Origin of the sequence: Nostoc sp. (genome assembly GCF_036917935.1) — a bacterium.
GTDB lineage: Bacteria > Cyanobacteriota > Cyanobacteriia > Cyanobacteriales > Nostocaceae > Nostoc.
Map to the genome: position 1 here is coordinate 118,552 of NZ_JBALEL010000062.1, position 20,721 is coordinate 139,272.

At 39.3% G+C, this 20,721-nt stretch carries 18 protein-coding genes and 1 pseudogene; 11 read left to right on the plus strand and 8 right to left on the minus strand.

Going from position 1 to position 20,721, the window contains the following annotated elements; translation table 11 throughout:
* Positions 1-363 precede the first annotated feature (363 nt).
* From V7K62_RS27165 to V7K62_RS27180, 4 genes are all read left to right on the plus strand, one after another.
* Entirely contained in the window at positions 364-2,892 is a 2,529-nt protein-coding gene (locus V7K62_RS27165) for a mannose-1-phosphate guanyltransferase (RefSeq protein ID WP_334869637.1), read from the plus strand.
* Positions 2,893-3,833: 941 nt separating this feature from the next.
* Positions 3,834-4,499, plus strand: coding sequence for a photosystem I reaction center subunit XI (locus tag V7K62_RS27170; RefSeq protein ID WP_334869848.1), 666 nt, complete (start codon positions 3,834-3,836; stop codon positions 4,497-4,499).
* A 120-nt stretch (positions 4,500-4,619) separates the two neighbouring features.
* Positions 4,620-5,132 carry a flavodoxin FldA gene (fldA, locus tag V7K62_RS27175; protein WP_334869639.1) on the plus strand — a complete coding sequence of 171 codons (513 nt, stop codon included), beginning with the start codon at positions 4,620-4,622 and terminating at the stop codon, positions 5,130-5,132.
* Between the two features lie 67 nt (positions 5,133-5,199).
* The gene (locus V7K62_RS27180; protein WP_334869641.1) at positions 5,200-5,952 is read left to right on the plus strand and encodes an alpha/beta fold hydrolase; all 753 of its coding nucleotides are present in this window, start codon (positions 5,200-5,202) and stop codon (positions 5,950-5,952) included.
* An 85-nt stretch (positions 5,953-6,037) separates the two neighbouring features.
* Here V7K62_RS27180 and V7K62_RS27185 read toward each other — a convergent pair whose 3' ends face one another.
* Together V7K62_RS27185 and V7K62_RS27190 are read right to left on the minus strand one after the other, a co-directional pair.
* Positions 6,038-6,316, minus strand: coding sequence for a DUF2442 domain-containing protein (locus V7K62_RS27185; RefSeq protein ID WP_334869643.1), 279 nt, complete (start codon positions 6,314-6,316; stop codon positions 6,038-6,040).
* A 6-nt stretch (positions 6,317-6,322) separates the two neighbouring features.
* Positions 6,323-6,583, minus strand: coding sequence for a DUF4160 domain-containing protein (locus tag V7K62_RS27190; protein WP_334869645.1), 261 nt, complete (start codon positions 6,581-6,583; stop codon positions 6,323-6,325).
* A 141-nt stretch (positions 6,584-6,724) separates the two neighbouring features.
* On the opposite strand from V7K62_RS27190, the gene V7K62_RS27195 reads away from it, so the two are divergent.
* The 4 genes from V7K62_RS27195 (at position 6,725) to V7K62_RS27210 (ending at position 10,919) form a co-directional block, all read left to right on the plus strand.
* On the plus strand, positions 6,725-6,955 hold the full coding sequence (locus V7K62_RS27195) for a DUF433 domain-containing protein (protein WP_334869647.1): 231 nt from the start codon (positions 6,725-6,727) through the stop codon (positions 6,953-6,955).
* 111 nt (positions 6,956-7,066) lie between these two features.
* Entirely contained in the window at positions 7,067-8,944 is a 1,878-nt protein-coding gene (locus V7K62_RS27200) for a tRNA-guanine transglycosylase (protein WP_334869649.1), read from the plus strand.
* A 261-nt stretch (positions 8,945-9,205) separates the two neighbouring features.
* Entirely contained in the window at positions 9,206-10,294 is a 1,089-nt protein-coding gene (locus tag V7K62_RS27205) for a DUF262 domain-containing protein (protein WP_334869651.1), read from the plus strand.
* Positions 10,287-10,919: an MAE_28990/MAE_18760 family HEPN-like nuclease gene (locus tag V7K62_RS27210; protein ID WP_334869653.1), complete on the plus strand. Its 633-nt coding sequence runs from the start codon at positions 10,287-10,289 to the stop codon at positions 10,917-10,919. Before V7K62_RS27205 ends, V7K62_RS27210 begins: the two co-directional genes overlap by 8 nt.
* A 132-nt stretch (positions 10,920-11,051) precedes the next feature.
* On the opposite strand, the gene V7K62_RS31665 is transcribed toward V7K62_RS27210, so the two are convergent.
* Positions 11,052-11,690, minus strand: coding sequence for an ABC transporter ATP-binding protein (locus V7K62_RS31665; RefSeq protein WP_442937343.1), 639 nt, complete (start codon positions 11,688-11,690; stop codon positions 11,052-11,054).
* Positions 11,688-12,365, minus strand: a pseudogene (locus V7K62_RS31670) (ABC transporter ATP-binding protein); the annotation flags it as partial. The gene V7K62_RS31665 and the pseudogene V7K62_RS31670, both read right to left, overlap by 3 nt.
* 188 nt (positions 12,366-12,553) lie before the next feature.
* Here V7K62_RS31670 and V7K62_RS27220 point away from each other — a divergent pair.
* From V7K62_RS27220 to V7K62_RS27230, 3 genes are all read left to right on the plus strand, one after another.
* Complete coding sequence (locus V7K62_RS27220) at positions 12,554-13,810, plus strand: FAD-dependent oxidoreductase (protein WP_334869657.1); 1,257 nt, start codon at positions 12,554-12,556, stop codon at positions 13,808-13,810.
* Between the two features lie 3 nt (positions 13,811-13,813).
* Positions 13,814-13,975 (plus strand): hypothetical protein, encoded by a 162-nt coding sequence (locus V7K62_RS27225; RefSeq protein WP_334869659.1) that lies wholly within the window; start codon positions 13,814-13,816, stop codon positions 13,973-13,975.
* 127 nt (positions 13,976-14,102) lie between these two features.
* Positions 14,103-14,678 (plus strand): single-stranded DNA-binding protein, encoded by a 576-nt coding sequence (locus V7K62_RS27230; RefSeq protein WP_334869661.1) that lies wholly within the window; start codon positions 14,103-14,105, stop codon positions 14,676-14,678.
* A gap of 533 nt (positions 14,679-15,211) precedes the next feature.
* Here the strand turns inward: V7K62_RS27230 and V7K62_RS27235 are convergent.
* The 4 genes from V7K62_RS27235 to V7K62_RS27250 all read right to left on the minus strand — a co-directional run bounded on the left by V7K62_RS27235 (position 15,212) and on the right by V7K62_RS27250 (position 20,584).
* Positions 15,212-15,493 carry a type II toxin-antitoxin system RelE/ParE family toxin gene (locus V7K62_RS27235; RefSeq protein ID WP_334869849.1) on the minus strand — a complete coding sequence of 94 codons (282 nt, stop codon included), beginning with the start codon at positions 15,491-15,493 and terminating at the stop codon, positions 15,212-15,214.
* Positions 15,474-15,704, minus strand: coding sequence for a hypothetical protein (locus V7K62_RS27240; RefSeq protein ID WP_334869663.1), 231 nt, complete (start codon positions 15,702-15,704; stop codon positions 15,474-15,476). Before V7K62_RS27240 ends, V7K62_RS27235 begins: the two co-directional genes overlap by 20 nt.
* A 153-nt stretch (positions 15,705-15,857) precedes the next feature.
* Positions 15,858-16,142, minus strand: coding sequence for a hypothetical protein (locus tag V7K62_RS27245; RefSeq protein WP_334869665.1), 285 nt, complete (start codon positions 16,140-16,142; stop codon positions 15,858-15,860).
* Positions 16,143-16,411: 269 nt separating this feature from the next.
* Positions 16,412-20,584: a DUF3883 domain-containing protein gene (locus V7K62_RS27250; RefSeq protein WP_334869667.1), complete on the minus strand. Its 4,173-nt coding sequence runs from the start codon at positions 20,582-20,584 to the stop codon at positions 16,412-16,414.
* Positions 20,585-20,721: the final 137 nt, after the last annotated feature.

Sequence of the window (20,721 nt, forward strand, 5' to 3'; positions counted from 1 at the left end):
GAAGTTAGAACTTGAAGCATCCACCTTAGAGGATGTTTTAAAAGTCCTCCAGTCGGTAGCAAAACATTTTAGATCCCCCTAAATCCCCCGATAAATTGGGGGACTTTTAGAGACTTTCCCCCCAATTTATCGGGGGGTTGGGGGGATCAACAAGTGCCTAAAATTACAGCCGACCACTTTTACCACTTTTAAAACATCCTCTTAGAAACTCAAACCTGCTAATCCCCCATGCCCCAATGTATATGCATCTTGTGGAAGTTCCTCAAATATCAATATCCATAGCAGACTAGAGAAAGAAGAACAAAATATATCTCATGGATCTTGAAGCAGCGAAGGCTGTAACTATTTAAGGAGGATTTATTTATGCGTGCAGTACTGATGGCAGGCGGTTCGGGAACGCGGCTTCGCCCGTTAACTTGCGATTTGCCCAAACCGATGGTGCCGATTCTAAATCGACCAATTGCCGAACATATTATCAATCTCCTCAAACGACATCAAATTACAGAAGTTATTGCGACATTGCATTATTTACCTGATGTCTTGCGAGACTATTTTCAAGATGGCAGCGATTTTGGTGTCCAGATGACTTATGCCGTCGAAGAAGATCAGCCTTTGGGTACAGCTGGCTGTGTGAAAAACATTGCCGAACTTCTTGATGAAACTTTTTTAGTGATTAGCGGTGATAGCATAACAGATTTTGACCTGACGGCAGCGATCGCATTTCACAAAAAAAATAAGTCAAAAGCTACTTTGATTTTAACCAGGGTTCCCAACCCGATTGAATTTGGAGTGGTGATTACCGATGAGGAAGCCCGGATTCGGCGATTTTTAGAAAAACCCTCTAGTAGTGAAATTTTTTCTGATACCGTCAACACTGGTACTTACATTCTCGAACCAGAAGTTTTAGAATATCTGCCAGCAAACGTTGAATGTGACTTTTCCAAAGACTTATTCCCCTTACTACTAGCAAAAGATGAGCCAATGTATGGTTACATTGCTCAAGGTTACTGGTGTGATGTTGGTCACTTAGATGCTTATCGCGAGGCTCAGTATGACGCGTTAGATCGGAAAGTGCAACTAGATTTTGCCTACAAAGAAGTTTCCCATGAGTTATGGGTAGGCCAAAATACTTACATTGACCAGACGGCTGTGATTGAAGCCCCAGTAGTGATTGGTGACAATTGCCGCATTGGGGCAAGAGTACAAATTGAGGCAGGAACTGTAATTGGGGATAATGTCACTATTGGCGCTGATGCTAATCTCAAACGTCCGATAGTGTGGAATGGGGCATTCATTGGCGAGGAAGTAGCTCTTTCTGCCTGCGTGATTTCCCGTGGCACTCGTGTAGATCGCCGCGCTCAAGTATTAGAAGCTGCGGTTGTAGGTTCGCTTTCTACGGTGGGAGAAGAAGCGCAAATTAGCCCTGGTGTGCGCGTTTGGCCCAGTAAAAAGATTGAGTCAGGGGCAATTTTAAACATTAACTTGATTTGGGGGAACACTGCCCAACGAAATTTATTTGGGCAACGTGGTGTCCAAGGATTAGCTAATATCGACATCACCCCAGAATTCGCTGTGAAATTGGGATCTGCTTACGGTTCTACCTTGAAACCTGGTTCTAAAGTAACGGTTTCCCGTGACCAGCGTAATGTCTCTCGGATGGTGACGCGATCGCTGATTGCTGGTTTAATGTCAGTAGGTGTTGATATTCAAAACCTCGATGCCACAGCTATCCCCATCGCCCGCACAGTTATACCCACAATGTCGGTAGTCGGTGGTATCCACGTCCGGGTACACCCCGATCGCCCTGACTACATTCTGATTGAATTCATGGATGCTAAGGGGATTAATATCTCCAAAGCCCTGGAAAAGAAAATTGAAGGGGCTTACTTTAAGGAGGATATGCGGCGGGCGCTAATTCATGAAATTGGCGATGTGTCTTACCCCAGCCAAGTCATCGACCGTTACTGCACTGCTTTTGAGAAACTTTTGCATGTCGATACACTCCGCAACAGTCGGGCAAAAGTGGTGATTGACTATGTTTATGCGGTGTCGGGGGCAGTTTTACCCCAAATGTTGGATAAATTTGGCGCTGATGCAGTGGTGCTGAATGCCAGTGTCAATAAAACGGCGATGTCAATCACTGACCGCGAAGGATTGCTGACTCAGTTAGGTCATGTAGTGGAGGCATTGAAAGCTAACTTTGGCGTGCAAGTATCAGCTAATGGAGAACAGCTAATTTTAGTTGATGAATCAGGCTACCCAATTCGTGGGGAAACTTTAACAGCACTGATGGTAGACATGATTCTGACGGCTAACCCCAGAGGAACTGTAGTAGTACCAGTTCATGCTTCCAGTGCTATTGAACAAGTCGCCCGTCGCCATGATGGCAGAGTGATTCGCACTAAAGCCAACCCTACAGCTTTAATGGAGGCTTGTCAAAAAACCCCGAATGTGGTATTAGGAGGTAGTGGAGAGACTGGTTTTATTTTCCCGCAATTGCATCCAGGATTTGATTCCATGTTCTGCATTGCGAAGATAATTGAGATGTTGACTATACAGGAGCGATCGCTTGCTTCTGCGCGAGCGGAATTGCCCCGTGTAATTCACAAAACTTATACAATCCGCTGCCCGTGGACAGCCAAGGGTGCTTTGATGCGTTACTTGGTGGAAACTCACCCAGCCCAAAACTTAGAACTCATCGATGGAGTGAAAATTTGTCAACCCTATGATGACAGTTGGCTGTTAGTTTTACCAGATGCCAGCGAACCACTGGTGCATTTGTATGCAAATAGCAACGATCGCGAATGGGTAGATGAGACTGTGAGAAACTACCGCACCCGTGTTCAGGCGTTTGTGGAAAGACAACAAGAATATCAACCCGCCGAAGCGTAATTCGTAATTCGTAATTCGTAATTAAAGAATTCAATTACGAATTACGTTAGCGAGTCTGCGTACTCCTAGAAGTCAGCTACGCGCAGTGTCTTGTAGAGAGCGCCATTACCAATAACGAATTATCCTGAGAGGGATTACAAATTATTATCTAGGACATTCTGGTAAATTTCTCTCAGCGTAATTGCAATCAAAATAAATTAAAGCTTCCCTAGTAGAGGTAAAACTACTAGTGGTAGAGTATGACTTACTTGTTGGACTTGCTTCATTTTGCCAAATTTTCAAGTAGTAATGACTATTATCATCGGTAGACCATAATTCATAACGGTAATAACCTCCTGACCCCTGACTAGTTAAATAGTCAGCTAGTACTTTGTTTGATGCAGACAACAAGCTCAGTACAGTCAAAACAGGAATTACAGCTATTTTTAGTATTTGGATTAATTTCATAAATACACACAAAACTTACTCTCTCAACCTTGCTTGACCGAAGTATTTTTTGTAACCAGTAATTATCAGTAACATTTTGTGAGGATATCGTAAGGCACTTAGTTTGAGTAGATGGAGGGTAAATTAGAAATCCTTTTTGTTCGGGCATTCATCTCACCGCTTCTGTTCGAGTCGGTGGGGGCTTCTGCCCGATTAATCTCGGATAAGCTGTTGCGCCTTTAATTTGCACTAATATTTTTTCAATATGATTGTGGGGTGGGCATCTTGCCCGCCCTCATAATGCAAGTTGTATACGTAACAGCTTAATTCTTGGTGTCTCATCTAGTTTTCAGTTTGTTTCCTGAAATACTTTACAAAAGTTTACTCATGTTAAAGAATAAAGATTCGCAATAAGTCTGATAGTATATCTTCAAGCTTATTGATATAGATATTCATTAAGCCATAATATATCTCAGCTATTTGCAAACTTCTCAGGAGGTAATGTCATGACAAGGATGGCTGTTCAAACACCGGAGTTCATTCCCTGGTGGGCAGGGAACGCCCGATTAACCAACCTCTCAGGGCGACTTTTGGGCGCTCACGTTGCTCATGCAGGGTTAATTGTTCTCTGGGCTGGTGCAACAACCCTTTTTGAACTTGCCCACTTTAACCGAGCGCAACCAATGTACGAACAGGGGTTGATTCTATTGCCCCATTTAGCAACCCTCGGCTGGGGTGTAGGAAGTGGTGGACAAATACTAGATACCTATCCCTACTTCGTCATTGGAGTATTGCACCTAATTAGCTCCGCCTTCCTGGGACTTGGTGGCATCTTTCATGCCCTACGTGGCCCCGCCATCTTAGAAGAGCGATTTTCCTTCTTTGGCTATCGCTGGGAAGATGCTAATAAAATGACTACTATTCTGGGTATTCATCTAGTATTGCTGGGTCTGGGAGCCGGTTTACTGGCGACAATCGGTCTGCTGTTGATTTTATCGATTTGTCTGTGGCTGTACGGCAGCGTATCGTTCCAAGGGGGCAAACCTCCCCAAGGGGAGCTACCAGAAAACATGAAAACAGCTAAGTCTTGGAGTGAATTCAATGCTGGGTGGACGGTAGGTAGCTGTGGAGGAGCTTTGTTTGCCTTCTTGGTGTTAACCAATAGCAGTTTGTTTTTTTGAGTTGCATGAACTTGTCTAAAGCTTACGTACAAAGCAAATAAATATCCTTGCGTAAATTATTGCGATCGCGCAGCGTCCCGCAGGGAAGAAGAATCGCAAATCCATATATCAGGTGAGAATATGTCGAAAAAAATTGGTCTGTTTTACGGTACTCAAACTGGCAACACTGAATCTGATGCTGAAAAAATTCGGGATGAGTTTGGTGGTGATCTTGTAACATTACATCTCATTTACGAGGCGGATACTACCACTTTTGATGAGTATGAATTGCTGATTATTGGTTCTCCCACTTGGGATATTGGTAAACTTCAGAGCGATTGGGAAAGCTTTTTTTCCGATCTGGATGACATAAATTTTAGTGGTAAGCTGGTTGCCTATTTTGGTGATGGAGACCAATATGGCTATAGCGATAACTTTCAGGATGCAATGGGAATTCTGGAAGAAAAAATTTCCCAGAGAGGCGGTAAAACTGTTGGCTATTGGCCAACTGAAGGATATGACTTTGATCAATCTAGAGCTTTGAAAAATGGCAAGTTTGTGGGACTGGCACTTGATGAAGGTAGTCAATCCGATCTCACAGATCAGCGAATTAAAACTTGGGTAGCTCAGTTGAAGACAGAATTTGGTTTGTAGAGATTAGGGGCGCACAGCTAGCTGTACGCCCCTACTAGAATTGATAATTTAGAAGTTATAGGTATTTATGTCTGATTCATTTGATGTTTTGTGGTTAAGTGCCAGTCCTGTTTTGCAGCGTTTTGATAAACCATTACTTGAATATTTATCTGGGTATATAAGCGTCGCCCAGTGGGAATACCAGCAAACCAAAGATGAAGTCAGTTCCATAGATCAAGCTGTGGAGTTGCTATATGACTTTTTAGAATGGCGCGATCGCCCCGTGCATCTAGCAGGTCATGGGATGGGTGGTGCGATCGCCTTAACCTTTGCCCGGCGATTTCCCCAAAGAGTGCGATCGCTCACTCTGCTGGCTGTAGCAGCTCAACCTGCAAACAATTGGCACGCTCACTATTACTTTCAACGACAACTTTTTAGCATCAGCCGCGAACTAGTTTTAGCAAGCAGCGTTCGTAGTCTTTTTGGAAATCAACCGCCTCACACTACTAAGAAGTTAGTAGCTGCCTTAGATAAAGATTTAGAACAATCTCCCTCGTCACACTCTTTATTTAAGTTGGTTTATTTACCCAAGGGTGGAGTTTCTATGCCAATGATGGTATGTGGTAGTAAGAGCGATCCGGTAGTCAACCCACCTGCATTGCATGACTGGTTGAATTGGTTGAAGCCAGAAGATAAGCTCTGGGAATGTCCACAAGGGTATCATTTTTTTCACTACTTCTATCCTCAAGAGGTTGGCGAAGAGATTTTGAATTTTTGGCAACACCACCATCCGCATTTACTGGAAGCATCTGCACTATCATTGACCACTTCTACAAATTAGTAAAATGATTAAGCATTCAGTGAGATACAAGAGTGCGATCGCATTTGGCAGTGGTGGAGCGATCGCTAATTAAAGATTTTTGCTGTCATGTACTACGACTTAACTTATAGTTAGGAATAGGCTGATTGCTAATCACTGCATAGAGAACATCTGGATCGAGGTCGGCTCCTGATTGCCATTGGATTGTTCCTACTTCGTGGTTTAGTTCAACCTGAGCAAAGTATTTTTTATCTTGCAAAGGTTTAAAAACACCTGTAAATTTGATCAGCTTACTAATATCAACTATTCCTTCCATCTCGTCTTCAAAACGGATATATAGTTGATAATTTTCTCTTGCTTCTACTGCAATAATATCTTTTAACATATTTTACTACTCCAATGGTAAGACGTTATTGAGGATTTGATTGTTTCTAGCTCGTTCCCAGTTTTCCATCAATTCGCTTTGATGTAAAGTCGCCCATTCTGATATCAGTTTAAAAGCTCTAGAGCTAAGTTTACCTTCTAAAATTTCTAAGGTTTCAATGCTAATAATGGCTTTTTGTTGATTGTATCTTACGTGAAAATGTGGGGGCGGATGGTCATTGTAATACATAGTGATGATCATCCCGAAAAAACGACTAATTTCTGGCATACTTTATTCTCCCTTCGGAATCTATTTTAAGATTAGCAATCAGTTAGCCTGAAAGGTGGTAAAGGTTCGATAATAAAAAAGATTGACGCAGTTATTTTTGGTTTATCAATCCACTAACCTCACCCCCACTCTGCAACAGCTATGCAAAATCTCACCAGAATTACTCGTAATCCTGAAGTGATGGGTGGCAAACCCTGCATTCGGGGAATGCGTGTCACCGTTGGTACTGTCGTCGGGTTAATGGCATCTGGACACAGTAATAGCGACATTCTCAAAGCATATCCCTACCTCGAAGAAGCCGACATCTATGAGGCACTTGCCTATGCTGTATGGCGGGCTGAAGAGATTGAAGTCCCTCTTAGAAGTGCATGAAAATTTTGCTGCTATATTAACTATGGTCAAATAAATGTTTTTGCTCACTTACCATAGGACAGAATCATAATCTGTTCTATATTTTTGCTTTCTCGAAGAAGAAGCAACTTCATGACATATTTAGAATATGTAGTTGAAAAAGTCTCGCAAAATGGTCGTGTAGGCAGACTCAGTTACAACGGACAAAATTTTCGTACTCCTCTTTTGTTTCCAGTAGTATCTTTAATCACTGGGACAACAGCAAATGGTGGAGGTTTGTGGAAGTACATTTTACAAGCAGATCATTCTAATGGTCTTTTGCGTCGCAATTTGCCAGTGATGTCTCAGGTACTTCACTTCTTAGATTTCATCCCGAAGAAGCAAAACGCGTTGGCAACTTGGCGAAATCTGGGCATTAAACGGCGTTATCTTGAGGATGTCTGTCTTCCTGTGGAATATACTGCTCCAATATTTCTTGATTCTGGTGGTTTCAAACTTCTTTGGAATAATAGTATAGATTTATCTGCCTATGGTCTGTCTATGGAAGATGGACAAGGTTTCCAGTCTATATTGAAGTTACAAGAGAACTTTGGTGGAGACATCATCGCTACATTAGACTATCCTTTACCTCCAAAACTAGCAGCGTCTGAAGCAAAAGAACGTATGCAAAAAAGCTTAGACAATGCTATTGCTGCTGCTCGATTACTACAAAAACCATCTCACTGGAAACCTTTTCTTTATGTTGCTGCTCATGGTCAAGATAGAGATAGCATGAGCAATTATGTCAGACAGGTATTCGATGAGGCTGAAAAAGAGGAGTTAAAGTATTATAATTTTGGATTAGCAGTTGGCTCATTAGTGCCACTACGAGGCGCTCATAAAACTACGATAATTGTTGATTTGATTAAGGGCTTACAAGATAGCATTCCTGCTCATAAAAAAAATATAACACCTATTCATGTATTTGGTATAACTGGTAGTTTAATTCCGATATTAGCTTATTTAGGAGTGGATAGCTTTGACTCTAGCAGTTATGTTCAGGAAACGAGGAGCTTGAGCTACATTAATCGTGAAACAATGAGACCACAGCCAGTATTGGAAATGGAAGAATTGACTTGTAATTGCCGTGTTTGTCAACAAGCAAATTTAGAACATATCCAAGATGCATTGATATCCGAAGTTAGTGGTAAACCAGTTCATAATGGTCATTATAAAAGCAAATATTATGCCGACATTGCTTTACATAACCTAGAAATGGATTTTCGTATTGTTGATCAAACTAGAGAGGCTATAGAAGCAGATTATTTACAGGAATATCTTATTGAACACATAAAAAAGCTGAAGCATCTTCAACCTGCAATAGATGCGATCGCTTCTGAGGATATTGAGTTAAAAATTAGGCTGTCACGTACACTAATATCAGTTTCTAAAAAACAAGAGTTCAAAAAGAATGAACAGGTTATTTCTCTGAAATATAAACCTGATGACTTTAATGTTTTGAACAATGGCTATGCACCGCTCTCTGGTAAGCATATACTGCTGATAATTCCTTGTTCTGGAGAAAAGCCCTATTCTAAATCTCGCTCCCATCGCTTCATTACGGAACGAATAGAGAAAGCTTTGGGTGATGTAACAACATCAGTAGATAAGGTTACACTATCAGGATTATATGGCCCAGTTCCAGAAAAATATGAGGCTTATGAAGCTGTTATGGGATATGACTTTCGTTTAGACCCGCTTGATAAAGCACAAATTTCTTTAGTCACGGAGCGCCTAGTAGGTTATTTGAAGCGTCACAGTGACCATTATCATGTTTGTATTGGTTATGCCACTAGCAAAGCATATCGAACCATTTTAGAGCAAGCAGCACAGGAGGTATCTAATTTTCAAGTGCTTCCTGTTAAACCTAAAAGCCGTAGAATGACCGAGTTTTTCCGTAAGGAAAATGTAGCAGAATTGGTAGAAAAAGTGAATTTATACCTGAGTAATCCTGAACTGATTCCAAAATAGGAGATGTTAGCTTTATGTTGCAGCATCTCCATGTCCTATTATGCTTTTCGGATCTTACTTGTAAGACTCTTTGCTAGGCTGAACGCTGCAAATGCTGTACTGTTTTGTGTAACGGGCTTTATAAATTAAGTTATGACTAAATATGTTGAGTCAGTATATACTCTCTTTGCTGACGCTATTCGGCAAGTATATGATGTCCCAATAGTTTAAAGTTATGCTTTTGATTAACCAGCTAGTGATTTAGTAAAAGGTTGAAAATTTATGACTACCCTTGAAGATATTATAGATGAGAAAATTGGTGAAGTCCGTACTGAATCTTTAGACTTAAGCTTCGGAGAAATTGTGAATTTATACTCTAACAAAGAGCTTGTAATTCAACCAGAATACCAACGTCTCTTCAGGTGGTCAGATGCACAAAAATCACGCCTAATTGAATCTATTCTCCTAGAGCTACCCATACCTCAAATTTTCGTTATAGAGAGAACTGATGGTGTACTAGAGCTGATTGATGGTTTGCAACGAGTCAGTTCAGTTATTCAATTTATTAATCCATCAGTGTTAAACTTAGAATCTTTAGTTCTCCAAGGCTGTGATTTAGTTAAAGATTTAGATGGAAAAAAGTTTGAAGACTTGCCCATTAGGCTTAGGCTGACAATTAAACGCTCATCAGTTAGAACAGTTGTTATCAAAAGGCAAAGTAAGTCTTTTTTGAGATATGCAATGTTTAAACGTTTAAATACGGGTGGAGAAATTTTAGATCCTCAAGAGATACGCAATTGTTCTGCCAGAATGGTAGGAGATGACGGCATTAACTTCTATACTTTCATACAAAAAAAAGCTTCTCATCCTGCTTTTATTAACTGCACACAAACCCTAGCACCAGTTGAGAAAGAGAAGAAAGGTGATGAAGAACTTATTTTGAGATTTCTTGCTACTAAGAATGCTCAAAATTTGTTTAAAGGTAGTGTTCGGGATTGGCTTGATAATTACTTGGAAAACATAATACTAAAACAAATAGATTTTGACTATGAAAATGAAGAGGAACAATTTGATAGACTCTTTACATTTCTAAGTAATTCTTTAGGAGAAGAGGCATTTGTGAAATATAGGGGAAATAACCCAATTGGAGGTCTTGCTCCTGCCTATTATGAAGCTATTACAGTAGGTACTTTGAATGCACTGGATCAAATCCGTAATGTGCCAACTAATGTAGTAAAACAGAAAGTAATTGATACAGTTCAAAGTGAATTATTTAGAAACTATACAGGTTCAGGAGCTAATAAAAGAGCTTCTCTTTTAGGTAGAATTAATACTATTAAAAATGCTCTATTGGAATTGGTAAATGAGTAATTGGGATAAACAACTGGAAGATGATTTAGATTGGAGACAGGCAGAACTTGCGTCATTGAAGTCACAGGTAATTAAAGCAACTAATGGTTCTGTTATGCACCAAGTACTTTTACGTGCGATGTGGGCACTACTTTATGCACATTATGAAGGCTTCTGCAAGTTCGCATGGGATTTATACCTTGATGAACTTAAAAACTCAGGTGTAAAGAGAAAAGAGTGTAAAGATGAAATAGCTAGACTTTCACTGCAAAAGCAATTTAAGGAGCTAAAAGGAGACTTATCTTTAGAAAATCTTTGGAAATTTACTCAAACAGGCTTGAAAAGCTTATTAGAAGAAAATATAGATTTTCAAATAAAATTAGAAACTGAATCAAATCTTTACCCTAATATATTTAGGGAAAACTCATTGCAAGTTTGTCTTGATTGTACGCTTGTTGAACAATATCAAATCGAGCTTAGGACATTAGTCCGTAGAAGAAATGATATTGCTCATGGTCAAAAAATGATAATTAAAGACCTAAAAGAGTATCAAAAATATGAAGATGCAGCTTTAGAGGTAATGCATGAGTTAGCCATATCTATTGTTGACTGCTTAGATAATAAACTATACCTGCGAAGTCCGTAGGTAAGACTCAACTATTAATCTAAATGAGAATAAAAGATTTGAAGGGAGTATAAGGACTTATTTGAGATGTGATCGCTAGCAAAATTACCTGCCAAGATCACATCAATCCTTTGGTAATTCCCAAGATTAATTTTAGGGAAATATCGCTAACTCGGTTTCCGGGTCAAAGAAGTGAATTTTTTCTGGAGTTAGCGATAACCAAAGTTGCTCACCAGGTTGTACAAATCGGTCTGGTGGTATTCGTACTTGTAGGTAATTGGCTGTAGTGGCAGGTTGAGATCCCGGTTCGGCAATCTTAACAGCGAGAAAGGAATCGTTGCCGAGATTTTCTACCAAATCTACTTGCACTGGTAGATTTTTGGTGGCAGGCATACTCAAGTTCAAGTGTTCTGGACGAATGCCTAAAATTAGAGTTTTCTGATCATATTTTTGTAAGGCTTTTCCCCAGACTTCTGGGAGGGTGAAACGAAAGTGGGAATGAGTAATCAACTGTGGGGCATGAAATTCTACAGGAATAAAATTCATCGGTGGTGAACCAATGAACTCTGCTACAAAAAGATTGGTAGGGCGGTTGTAAAGTTCTAGAGGAGAAGCAACTTGTTGAATTTTACCCTCAGACATAATTGCAATGCGATCGCCCATTGTCATCGCTTCAGTTTGATCATGGGTAACGTAAATTGTCGTTGTTCCCAATTGGCGCTGCAATTTGACAATTTGGGCGCGGGTTTCTGCCCGTAGTTTGGCATCTAAGTTAGAAAGCGGCTCATCCATTAAAAATACTTGGGGGTCACGCGCGATCGCTCGTCCCAATGCAACCCGTTGTCTTTGTCCCCCAGAAAGCTGTTTGGGTAAGCGATTCAGCAATGTTTCGATTTGCAACAGTTGAGCAACACTACGCACCTGTTCATCCACCGCCCGTTCTCTGTCAGAAGTGTAGCGCAATCCTTTAGGTAACTTTCTGGTCGCCCCCACAAAAAGATTTTCTGCCCACGTCCGAAGATATGGAGATGAGGGAGTATTTTCTCCCCCTGCTTCCCCTGCTCTCCCAAAACGGCGGCGTAACCCAAAAGCGATGTTATCATACACCGTCATGTGAGGATAAAGGGCGTAATTTTGAAACACCATTGCGATGTCGCGTTCCTTGGGTGGTAGGTCATTGATCAAGCGATCGCCTACCCAGATATTACCTCCAGTCATCACTTCCAAACCAGCGATTAACCGCAGCAGAGTGCTTTTACCACAACCAGAAGGCCCCACCAGCACCATAAACTCGCCATCTGCGATCGTTAGGTTAATCCGCCGCAAAACATTGACACTTCCCGCACGCTCTTGCACTGCATCAGTTTTATCCCCAGGCGTGAGGGGAGATTGGGTTTGCGAGGTAACACTTTCCCCTTTACGCGAGGAAAAACTTTTATAAACGTTTTCTAAAACAACTTGGGACACAACTGTTAATTATTGTCATTGGGCATGGGGCATTGGGCATTGGGGGAAAATCACTAATAACCAATGACTAATGACAGTTTAGCGCCCATCATAATACACGTTCAAAGTAAATACGAAAAGTTAAAAAAACAGCTTGCATCATCAAAAGCAAACTATTCTGAATCTTAGGGCTGTCAGGAGGTGTTGTTATGACTACCGATGTACCTAAAAATCTTTCCCAAGACCCAAGCGTTAACCCTGTCCATGACATTGTAGACGGACAAACCACAGATTGTTGCATTGTGGGTGGAGGCCCGGCAGGAGCAGTTTTGGCGCTGTTGTTAGCGCGTCAAGGCATTTCTGTGATGCTGCTGGAAGCACACAAAGACTTTGATCGCGATTTTCGCGGCGATACGATTCATCCATCGGTGATGGAAATTATGGAGGAATTGGGACTTAGCGATCGCTTGCTAGAACTCCCCCATACCAAAATGCGCCAAATTAGGTTTCAAACTCCTCAAGATACTGTCACTTTGGCAGATTTTAGTCATTTGAAAACCCGCTACCCCTACATTACGATGCTTCCCCAGGTGAAATTCCTGGAGTTCATCACCCAAGAAGCCCAAAAATATCCTAGTTTCCAACTGGTGATGGGTGCGAATGTACAGGAATTAATTGCGGAAAATGGCGTGATTCAAGGTGTCCGCTATCGGGGAGGCGGTGGCTGGCATGAAATCCGGGCAATACTGACAGTGGGTGCAGACGGTCGCCACTCACGTTTGCGCCACCTGGGTGAGTTTGAATCCATCGAAACCTCGCCGCCAATGGATATCCTCTGGTTTCGCTTACCGCGTCAGCCAGAAGACCCAGAGGGGGGAATGGGGCGCTTTGGTCAAGGTAAAATTATCGCCATGCTTGACCGTGGCGATGAGTGGCAAGTTGCCTATGTCATTCCTAAAGGAGGCTATCAACAACTACGGGCTGCGGGTTTGGAGGAATTAAAAAAATCTGTAGTCGAAGTGGTGCCAGAATTCCAGCAACGCATCCAAAATTTAGATGATTGGTCACAAATAGCTTTTCTCTCAGTCGAGTCCAGCCTTGTAAAACGCTGGTATCATCCGGGAATGCTACTCATCGGTGATGCAGCTCATATAATGTCTCCAGTTGGTGGAGTTGGCATTAACTACGCGATTCAAGATGCTGTAGTCGCGGCGAATGTACTCAGCAAACCGCTCAAGAACCGACAACTACAACTTAGCGACTTAGCAAAAGTACAACGTCAACGGGAGTTGCCCACACGCATCATTCAGGCCTTTCAAACTTTTATCCAAAAGCGGGTATTTGCCCCGGTTCTCACCTCAAATAGCACCTTTGTACCACCTGCATTTTTGCGCTTACCCATCTTGCGCGACCTTCCAGCAAGGTTGATCGCCTTCGGTGTTTTTCGATCTCACATCAAGACTTAATTTTTGCCAATAATTTTTTCTATTTCAGGAATGGGTGGTACAATCATACTACTCCATACAGAATTAAATGCTCATTTAGTCAAGCGAAGGTGGCGATCGGCATACTCAATGCTGTTCAAAGCGATGTCTACGACGGGCTACGCCTACGCTTGGCTTTTATGCTAGAAAGGACTAAAAACTCAGGCATTATTAAAAAATGCAAACAATTAAACATATCTAGATATTAATTGGCACTACATAGAAAAACCCCCTCTTTTTCAATCAGCACTTTTTGCAGTCAGGAGTAATTTTAATGAACAGCTGCGTTTTGATGGCGGAAATTATTAACGAGCCGCAACTGCGCTATACAGCCGATAATCTGGGAGTTACGGAAATGCTGGTGCAGTTTCCCAATTCCCTGAAACCAGAAGATCCGCCAGCCACCCTGAAAGTTGTCGGTTGGGGGAATTTAGCGACAGAAATTCAGCAAAACTACCACCAAGGCGATCGCGTCATCTTGGTAGGACGTTTAACCATGAATACTGTTGAGCGTCAAGAAGGTTTTAAAGAAAAACGCGCTGAATTGACGGTGCAACAAATTCAATCTGTTGGAGGTAGTTTTAATACTGATCCATTGCCTTCAGCAACCGTAACTCCATCATTTACTGAAACGTCTCCACCACAAACACCTTCAGCATCTCGTCCTCCACAGAAAGACGTTCCCAGTTACGAGTCACCACGTCCAGCACCTACCCCGGCGACAAATCCTGTTGGCGTTACCACCCAAGCGACAAGTTACGAACCCGTACCTCAACCCACAAATTATGAGCGCACCACTTATCCAGCAGTGAAACAGGAAGAACCAGATCCAGATGATATTCCCTTCTAAAGTTGTTTAGTGTGTATTTAATTTGCTTACATACTTAGCAAAAAGCCAAATTAATAATTTCTACAAATAGCCATCCTTGAGGATGTGCTATTTTTTTTGTCTGCGTTGACGCTTTGCGTCTTGTCGTGAGACATCGCTTAGTTTAGCGATCGAGTTTATGTCGCCTTAGAGGATGTTTGAAAAGTCCTCTTCTTGGTAGCAAATACTTTGAGATCCCCCTAAATCCACGCCACGTGCTTCAAGTCGGGAAACCGCAAGGGCGCAGTGGCTCCCCTTAAAGAAGGGGGACTTTGAGAGAGGTTGCCCCCCTTTTTTAAGGGGGGTTAGGGGGGATCAAAGTGCCTAAAATCACAGCCAAATACTTTTCAAACATCCTCTTAGACAAATTCAGTCCCGTTCTTCTGTGGGCAAACTTTCAATAGAATTAATAATTTCTTGTAAAGTCATCATAGAACCTCCTAATCAAGTAAATCCTACATTTCCTAACTCTATTTTAATCTCTAAATTCCAAGCTTCAGCCTCTATTTGACAATTTAATAAACTTCATCATGGCTGCCAACATCAATCAATAAAATAACCATTTCTAACAACTTCTCATCCTCAGATAAATTAAAAATAATTCTACAATCATAAGCAACAGAACAAGACCACAAACCCGCTAAATTTCCTGTTAACTTATGAGGCTTCAAAGACGGTGTAAATGGATCATCTGCCAAAAGCCTTAATACCTTAACAATTTGATTCTTTAATTGCGGGTTTTTCTTTGTGATCTTCCTAAAAGACCGCTTAAATCCACTACTCCAGACAACTTCCATCATCATCTCCTAGTAAATCAGCGATCAAATCATCAACGCTTCCCCTATGAGCTGTCCCATCCTTAAAAGCCTGCATCACTTCCTGAGCATTAGCCAAAATTTCAACCCGCCGATTCTCAATTCGTTGCTGGCGAAGAAACTCAAATAAATACTCTCGATCTTCTGTGGGCAAATTTTCAATAGAATTAATAATTTCTTGTAAAGTCATCATAGAACCTCCTAATCAAGTAAATCCTACCTTTACTAACTCTATTTTAATCTCTATTTCCATTGCCTCAGCATCTTACATTTAGCCAATTTCCGCCAAAATATGATATATTATTAGGCGCATATCTCACGATCATGTTGGTGTCAAGCAAGACTTTCACAGGTTATGTTTATCCTTTAAATATTCCCATTTGGCTTGATCTGGATCAAAATCAGGAGGTGCTGGCTGAGTTTTCTCAAACCAGTTTTGCAAAGCATTGATTTTAGTTCGTCTTTTAGGTGTCTCTGTCTGCGGTTCACTTGCTGGGACTGTAATATTGTCAAGCTTATCAATAGCTTGCAAGACAATCACTTCCACATCTCCGGGGGGTAAATTCACTGGTTCGGTAATCACTAAGTTACCTGCTGAATCAATTTTTGCCTTAAGTTTGTAAGCTTGCATAATATTTATCTTACGACTCTATTTCTAGATTATCTCGCGCTGTCCAAATTGGAAGTATTATATACTTAGCAACAAGGATTACGATTAGACAATTTCTACAAAACGATTAGCGATCGATCGCCAGGGCAATTTTTACTCATCACCTTGCATCAGATTATTTCAAATTTTCTTTCTTGCTGTGTAAGTACGATTGGAAGTATAGTCTGAATCATGCTTAAATCTGCCTTTTATATAGTTATCCTTGACATATCCTTGCTGGTAGATATGCTCTATATCCGAAGAGAAACAGAATCTATACGGAGACTACCTTCAGAGAAAAGTTGGTTGGGATTTGAAATATCAATAAGTGTAGCTTGTTGAGTTCCAGCATCATAAACCCGATATATATGAAAGTTTTCTCCCAAGTCATAAGCCAATTTCCATTGACTCCCTGATAGCTTTATCAACTTCTTAGCACCAGGTTTACTAGACTTAACCTCTATATAATCTTCCTGCCCATTTTCAACTAATTTTATATCATATCCTTTTGTTTCTTGAACTTCATTTAGCCACTGAACTTCAACTAGTACTTGACTATTAATTTTGATAGAAAATCCGTATTTATTTTCCTCTAACTTTCCTTCGGGATACTTAGCACTGAACTTTCGCCTTAAATATTCAACAGCAAATTTCTCACCCCAGATACCGCTTGCTTTAGGCTTTTCATTTGGCTCATCTCTATCTATTATTCGTAGTTCTGTAATTAATTGAATAATTTTTTGTGGCGCTGATTCAGATTGGCTATTACTAAAAGTAGTCTTATCTGAAATACTTTCGTCTTCGATTAACTCAGCAAAAGATGGAGTGATGATAGATTCAGTAACTTTTCCAGTGCTAGGATATTCTTGAGATGTAATTTTTGCATTTGTCAATTGAATAGTCTTAAGTTCTATAATTTCTCTAGGTTCACACTCAGGCTGCCATTGAGCATCATCAAATACTTCATCTTTGGGATATATAGTTATTAAGTCTGATTTAACGGAACGGTTATCTGGTTCTAGTTTTTGATCTTTGTTAGCTGTAAATTCAATTTGTTTATCATTTTCTGCTGCTATTTCTATAAAGTTAGTTTCTCCTAGATAAATATTTGAGCTTTCAAACCACTGCTTTTCTTCATTAGGGAGTGGTGGAATATTTTTCACTTTCATTAAGGTGTCAATTTTGCCTAATTTTCTTTTCTCAAACAACGAAATCAAGAAATCATCTAACCCCTTTGGATTACCAAATAATTGAGAAATTTCCAAGGCTAAATAATCCATATCTGACAAGCTATTGGATTGAATGTAGAGATTTCCATTATCCAAGAAAGCACTTCTCTGAGTATAAGCTGATTGCTGATCAAGAAGATATTTAATTTGCAGGTTTTCCACCCTATAACACACTAAATTTTTGAGTTGTATTAGAGTGTGATTGGTTTTAAGCTGTTGGTAAATTTGGTATTCTATTTTGTAAAGATAACGTAATACGTAAGGAATCAAAGCTTTAATCTGCTCAGTTAGGCTTTCTTCCTCGACTTTTGGTACTTCTCCAATTGCTAACTCAATTTTAATAATCTGAGATAGATAGCGAATACCAGTCGCTTTGATGAAGTGTTGAAGTTTAGGATAGTAGTTTGAAGGGAGTTTGAGAAAAGCTATTTGAGGATTATCTTTAAACAATTCATAAACCTCATCATTATCATTTATCAAAACTTTACTAGCTGTGCAGAATGTTTTTTTATTTGTCCAAAATATTCTCTCAATGATAAAGGGTTTCCACCAATCTTTTAAATTTATACCAACTTTATTCAATTCCTGATAAATTTTAAGAACAAATTCCTCATCTTTTTCATCAAGCTCTTTTTTATGAGATAATGCCAGCAATAAATCAGCATAATCTTTGGAATCAGTTATTTTTTCTTTTATTCCTAAGTCCTTAATAAAATCTGGATTATTGAGAGTAATGGCTAAGTATGGAACGCTATCTCCTAGTATTGCGCCTGTTTCTGTTTTATCCAGAAAAACTTCAGAAGCATTAGCTAATTTTCCTTTCGTAGTGGGAAGCCAAGCTGCTGTTTTAATTGCGGTAAACCAGTCTGCATCATTAGGACTGTCGGAATAAAAACCACCATTAGCATAAGCATAATGTTGCCAAGATTTATATTGCTTATAATAGTCCCAATTGCTATCCAAAAATTTAGCCAATTTCTGATTTTTTTCTACATTTCTAGCTTCTAAGATTCTTAATATGTGAAGTGAAGTATAAATAGGGTATTCCTTTAAATAATATTTTTTTTGATTAGACCGTCCACGTGCAGTTTGTATTTTGACATCTATTTTTGGTACAGTATGTACTCCTAGCTTAATAAAAAACTCTCTCCACCCTCTAATTTTTTCTGCTTTTTCGCTAGGATTTTTAATTTGCATTAAATCTTGAATATACTCTGGGGATAGAAACCGAACATCTTGTATTCCTGATAATAATGTTTCCAATTCATTTGGATTCCCATAACTAGCAGGAAGGTAAACATTTACTGGGCGAGAATAGTCATTTTTATCTGTTTTTATCAATAGCGATTCTTTCAAGCTTTTTAGAGGATCTTCTTTGGAATACGAGTAAGAATAAGGATTTTTTATTTTATTAAACTCTTTTTCGTATTCTGATAAATTGTCTTTAATGTAACAAATATATCCTAAAAGCTGATTGACTTTACTTTTCCAACTATCTCCTTTATAAAGGGGTAAGATATGATTATCTATAATTTCATAACAGGAAGCATTCTGAACACCCAATTTTTTGAGAAATTCTATTACAGCAGTCTTATAATTTGGCTCTAAAAGCGTTCTTTTAATAAATTCCAGTTCAAAACTATATTCTCCAACATTATTAAATGGAAAAAATATTGATGTCTCAGCAATTGAAGCTAATTGGTTATTTTCTAAGCGAATAATCTTCAAGTTCTTAATTCTTGGTAATTCAGAGTAATCATTTAAATTACAATTCTTTAAATAAATATAGAGATTTATCAACCAATCATCACTCTGTTTTTGTAACCATTGATTGTTTTGTAAACACTGCAATAAATCATCAAAGCTAAATTTTTTAACTCCAAGAGATTCCAGAATGGAGGTTTTAGCCTTAACTTCAGGGTGGATATACTCTTTGTTGAGTAGTTGTTGCAAATCAGCATTAGAAATTAACTTTCTAATTGGCTCATCTACCTGCACAACATGAGAAGGAATTTGCCATTTTTCTGATTCAGTTAAAATACATTTACTAGCTTTTAGTTTATTGTGAATCTCGCTAACTACAGGAATAAAAAACTCATCCTTAATTTCGCTATTTAGTGGAATATAGTTATAATAGGTTTTTTGCAGATTACTATCTTGTTTAAATTCCTCTACAGCTAGTAAAAATGTAGTTGCAATGTTATCTCTGATCCATTTATTCCATTGTGTATCTTTATGAATATCTTCCCGGTTAGCTGGAACTAAAAAATCAGCTTGAATCAGAAACTTAAATCCGTAGCTACGAGTGGGAAGAAAAGCAAAAATTTTTTGTTCTAATCTTGCATCTGCTGAATCATCCTCTTTCAATTTAAACGCAACAATTAGCTCAGTAGATTTGACATTTTCTCTTTTAGATTCTTGAATATATTCGGGTACAATTAAACCTTTTTTAACCAATCTATAGCAATGTTTTTCTAATCCAAATTCTTTATTTTCTTGTATTTCTATCTTCCCATCCTTATCTAAGCGTGTGATTTGGTGAGATTCATTATTAACTCTATTCTCGATTGTGACAGTTTTAAGTTGGCGGAGAAAGAGAATTAATGTATGTTCAACTTCACCTAACTTACCTAACTCATCTTTAGCTGATTCTCGAAGTGGTAAAATAATATTGGTTAAAGTTGAATCAACATATTTAGGAATTGCTTCAATCCAGTAAGGAGTAACAAATCCCAGTTGATTCTCATTATCTTGGCGCTTAAAATGGAACTGAAATCCATTGGAAAAGATTTGAGGTTCATTACTGATACGGAATACAGATTTAAATCCTATTCCTTTTTCACCAATGTATCCTTCTACCTTAGTTTTTGTACTACGTCCTACATTACAGATGGCTCTGACATTATCCTCACTAAATCCAAGCTCATTGTTTTGAACAATAATTTTTTGCGGTTCTATTGTCAAGTTTAGTGTAGGAATTACTCCACTTTGATACTGGTTATCATCTGCATTTTGAATAAGTTCTAAAACAAAATGAGTTTCTTTAGAATAAAGGTCTACTGAAAGTCGTTCAAGTGCGCTGTTCAGACTTCTTCTGATGTTGTCAATAACTCCTTGAGCGGCTTGGTCAGTTTGTAAACCAATGCCATAAGTGTTTTTACGGATATCTTCAATAATCTGTTTGGGCTTAACCATTTATTGACTCTTTTATCTAATTTCTGATACAAAATTCAAAATTTACCTTGGGGTGGAGATAAACTCGTGTAATCTCTCAACTTAAATACTAACTGTAACTCTGAAAAGAGAGGATACCATCAACCGATCGCAATTTC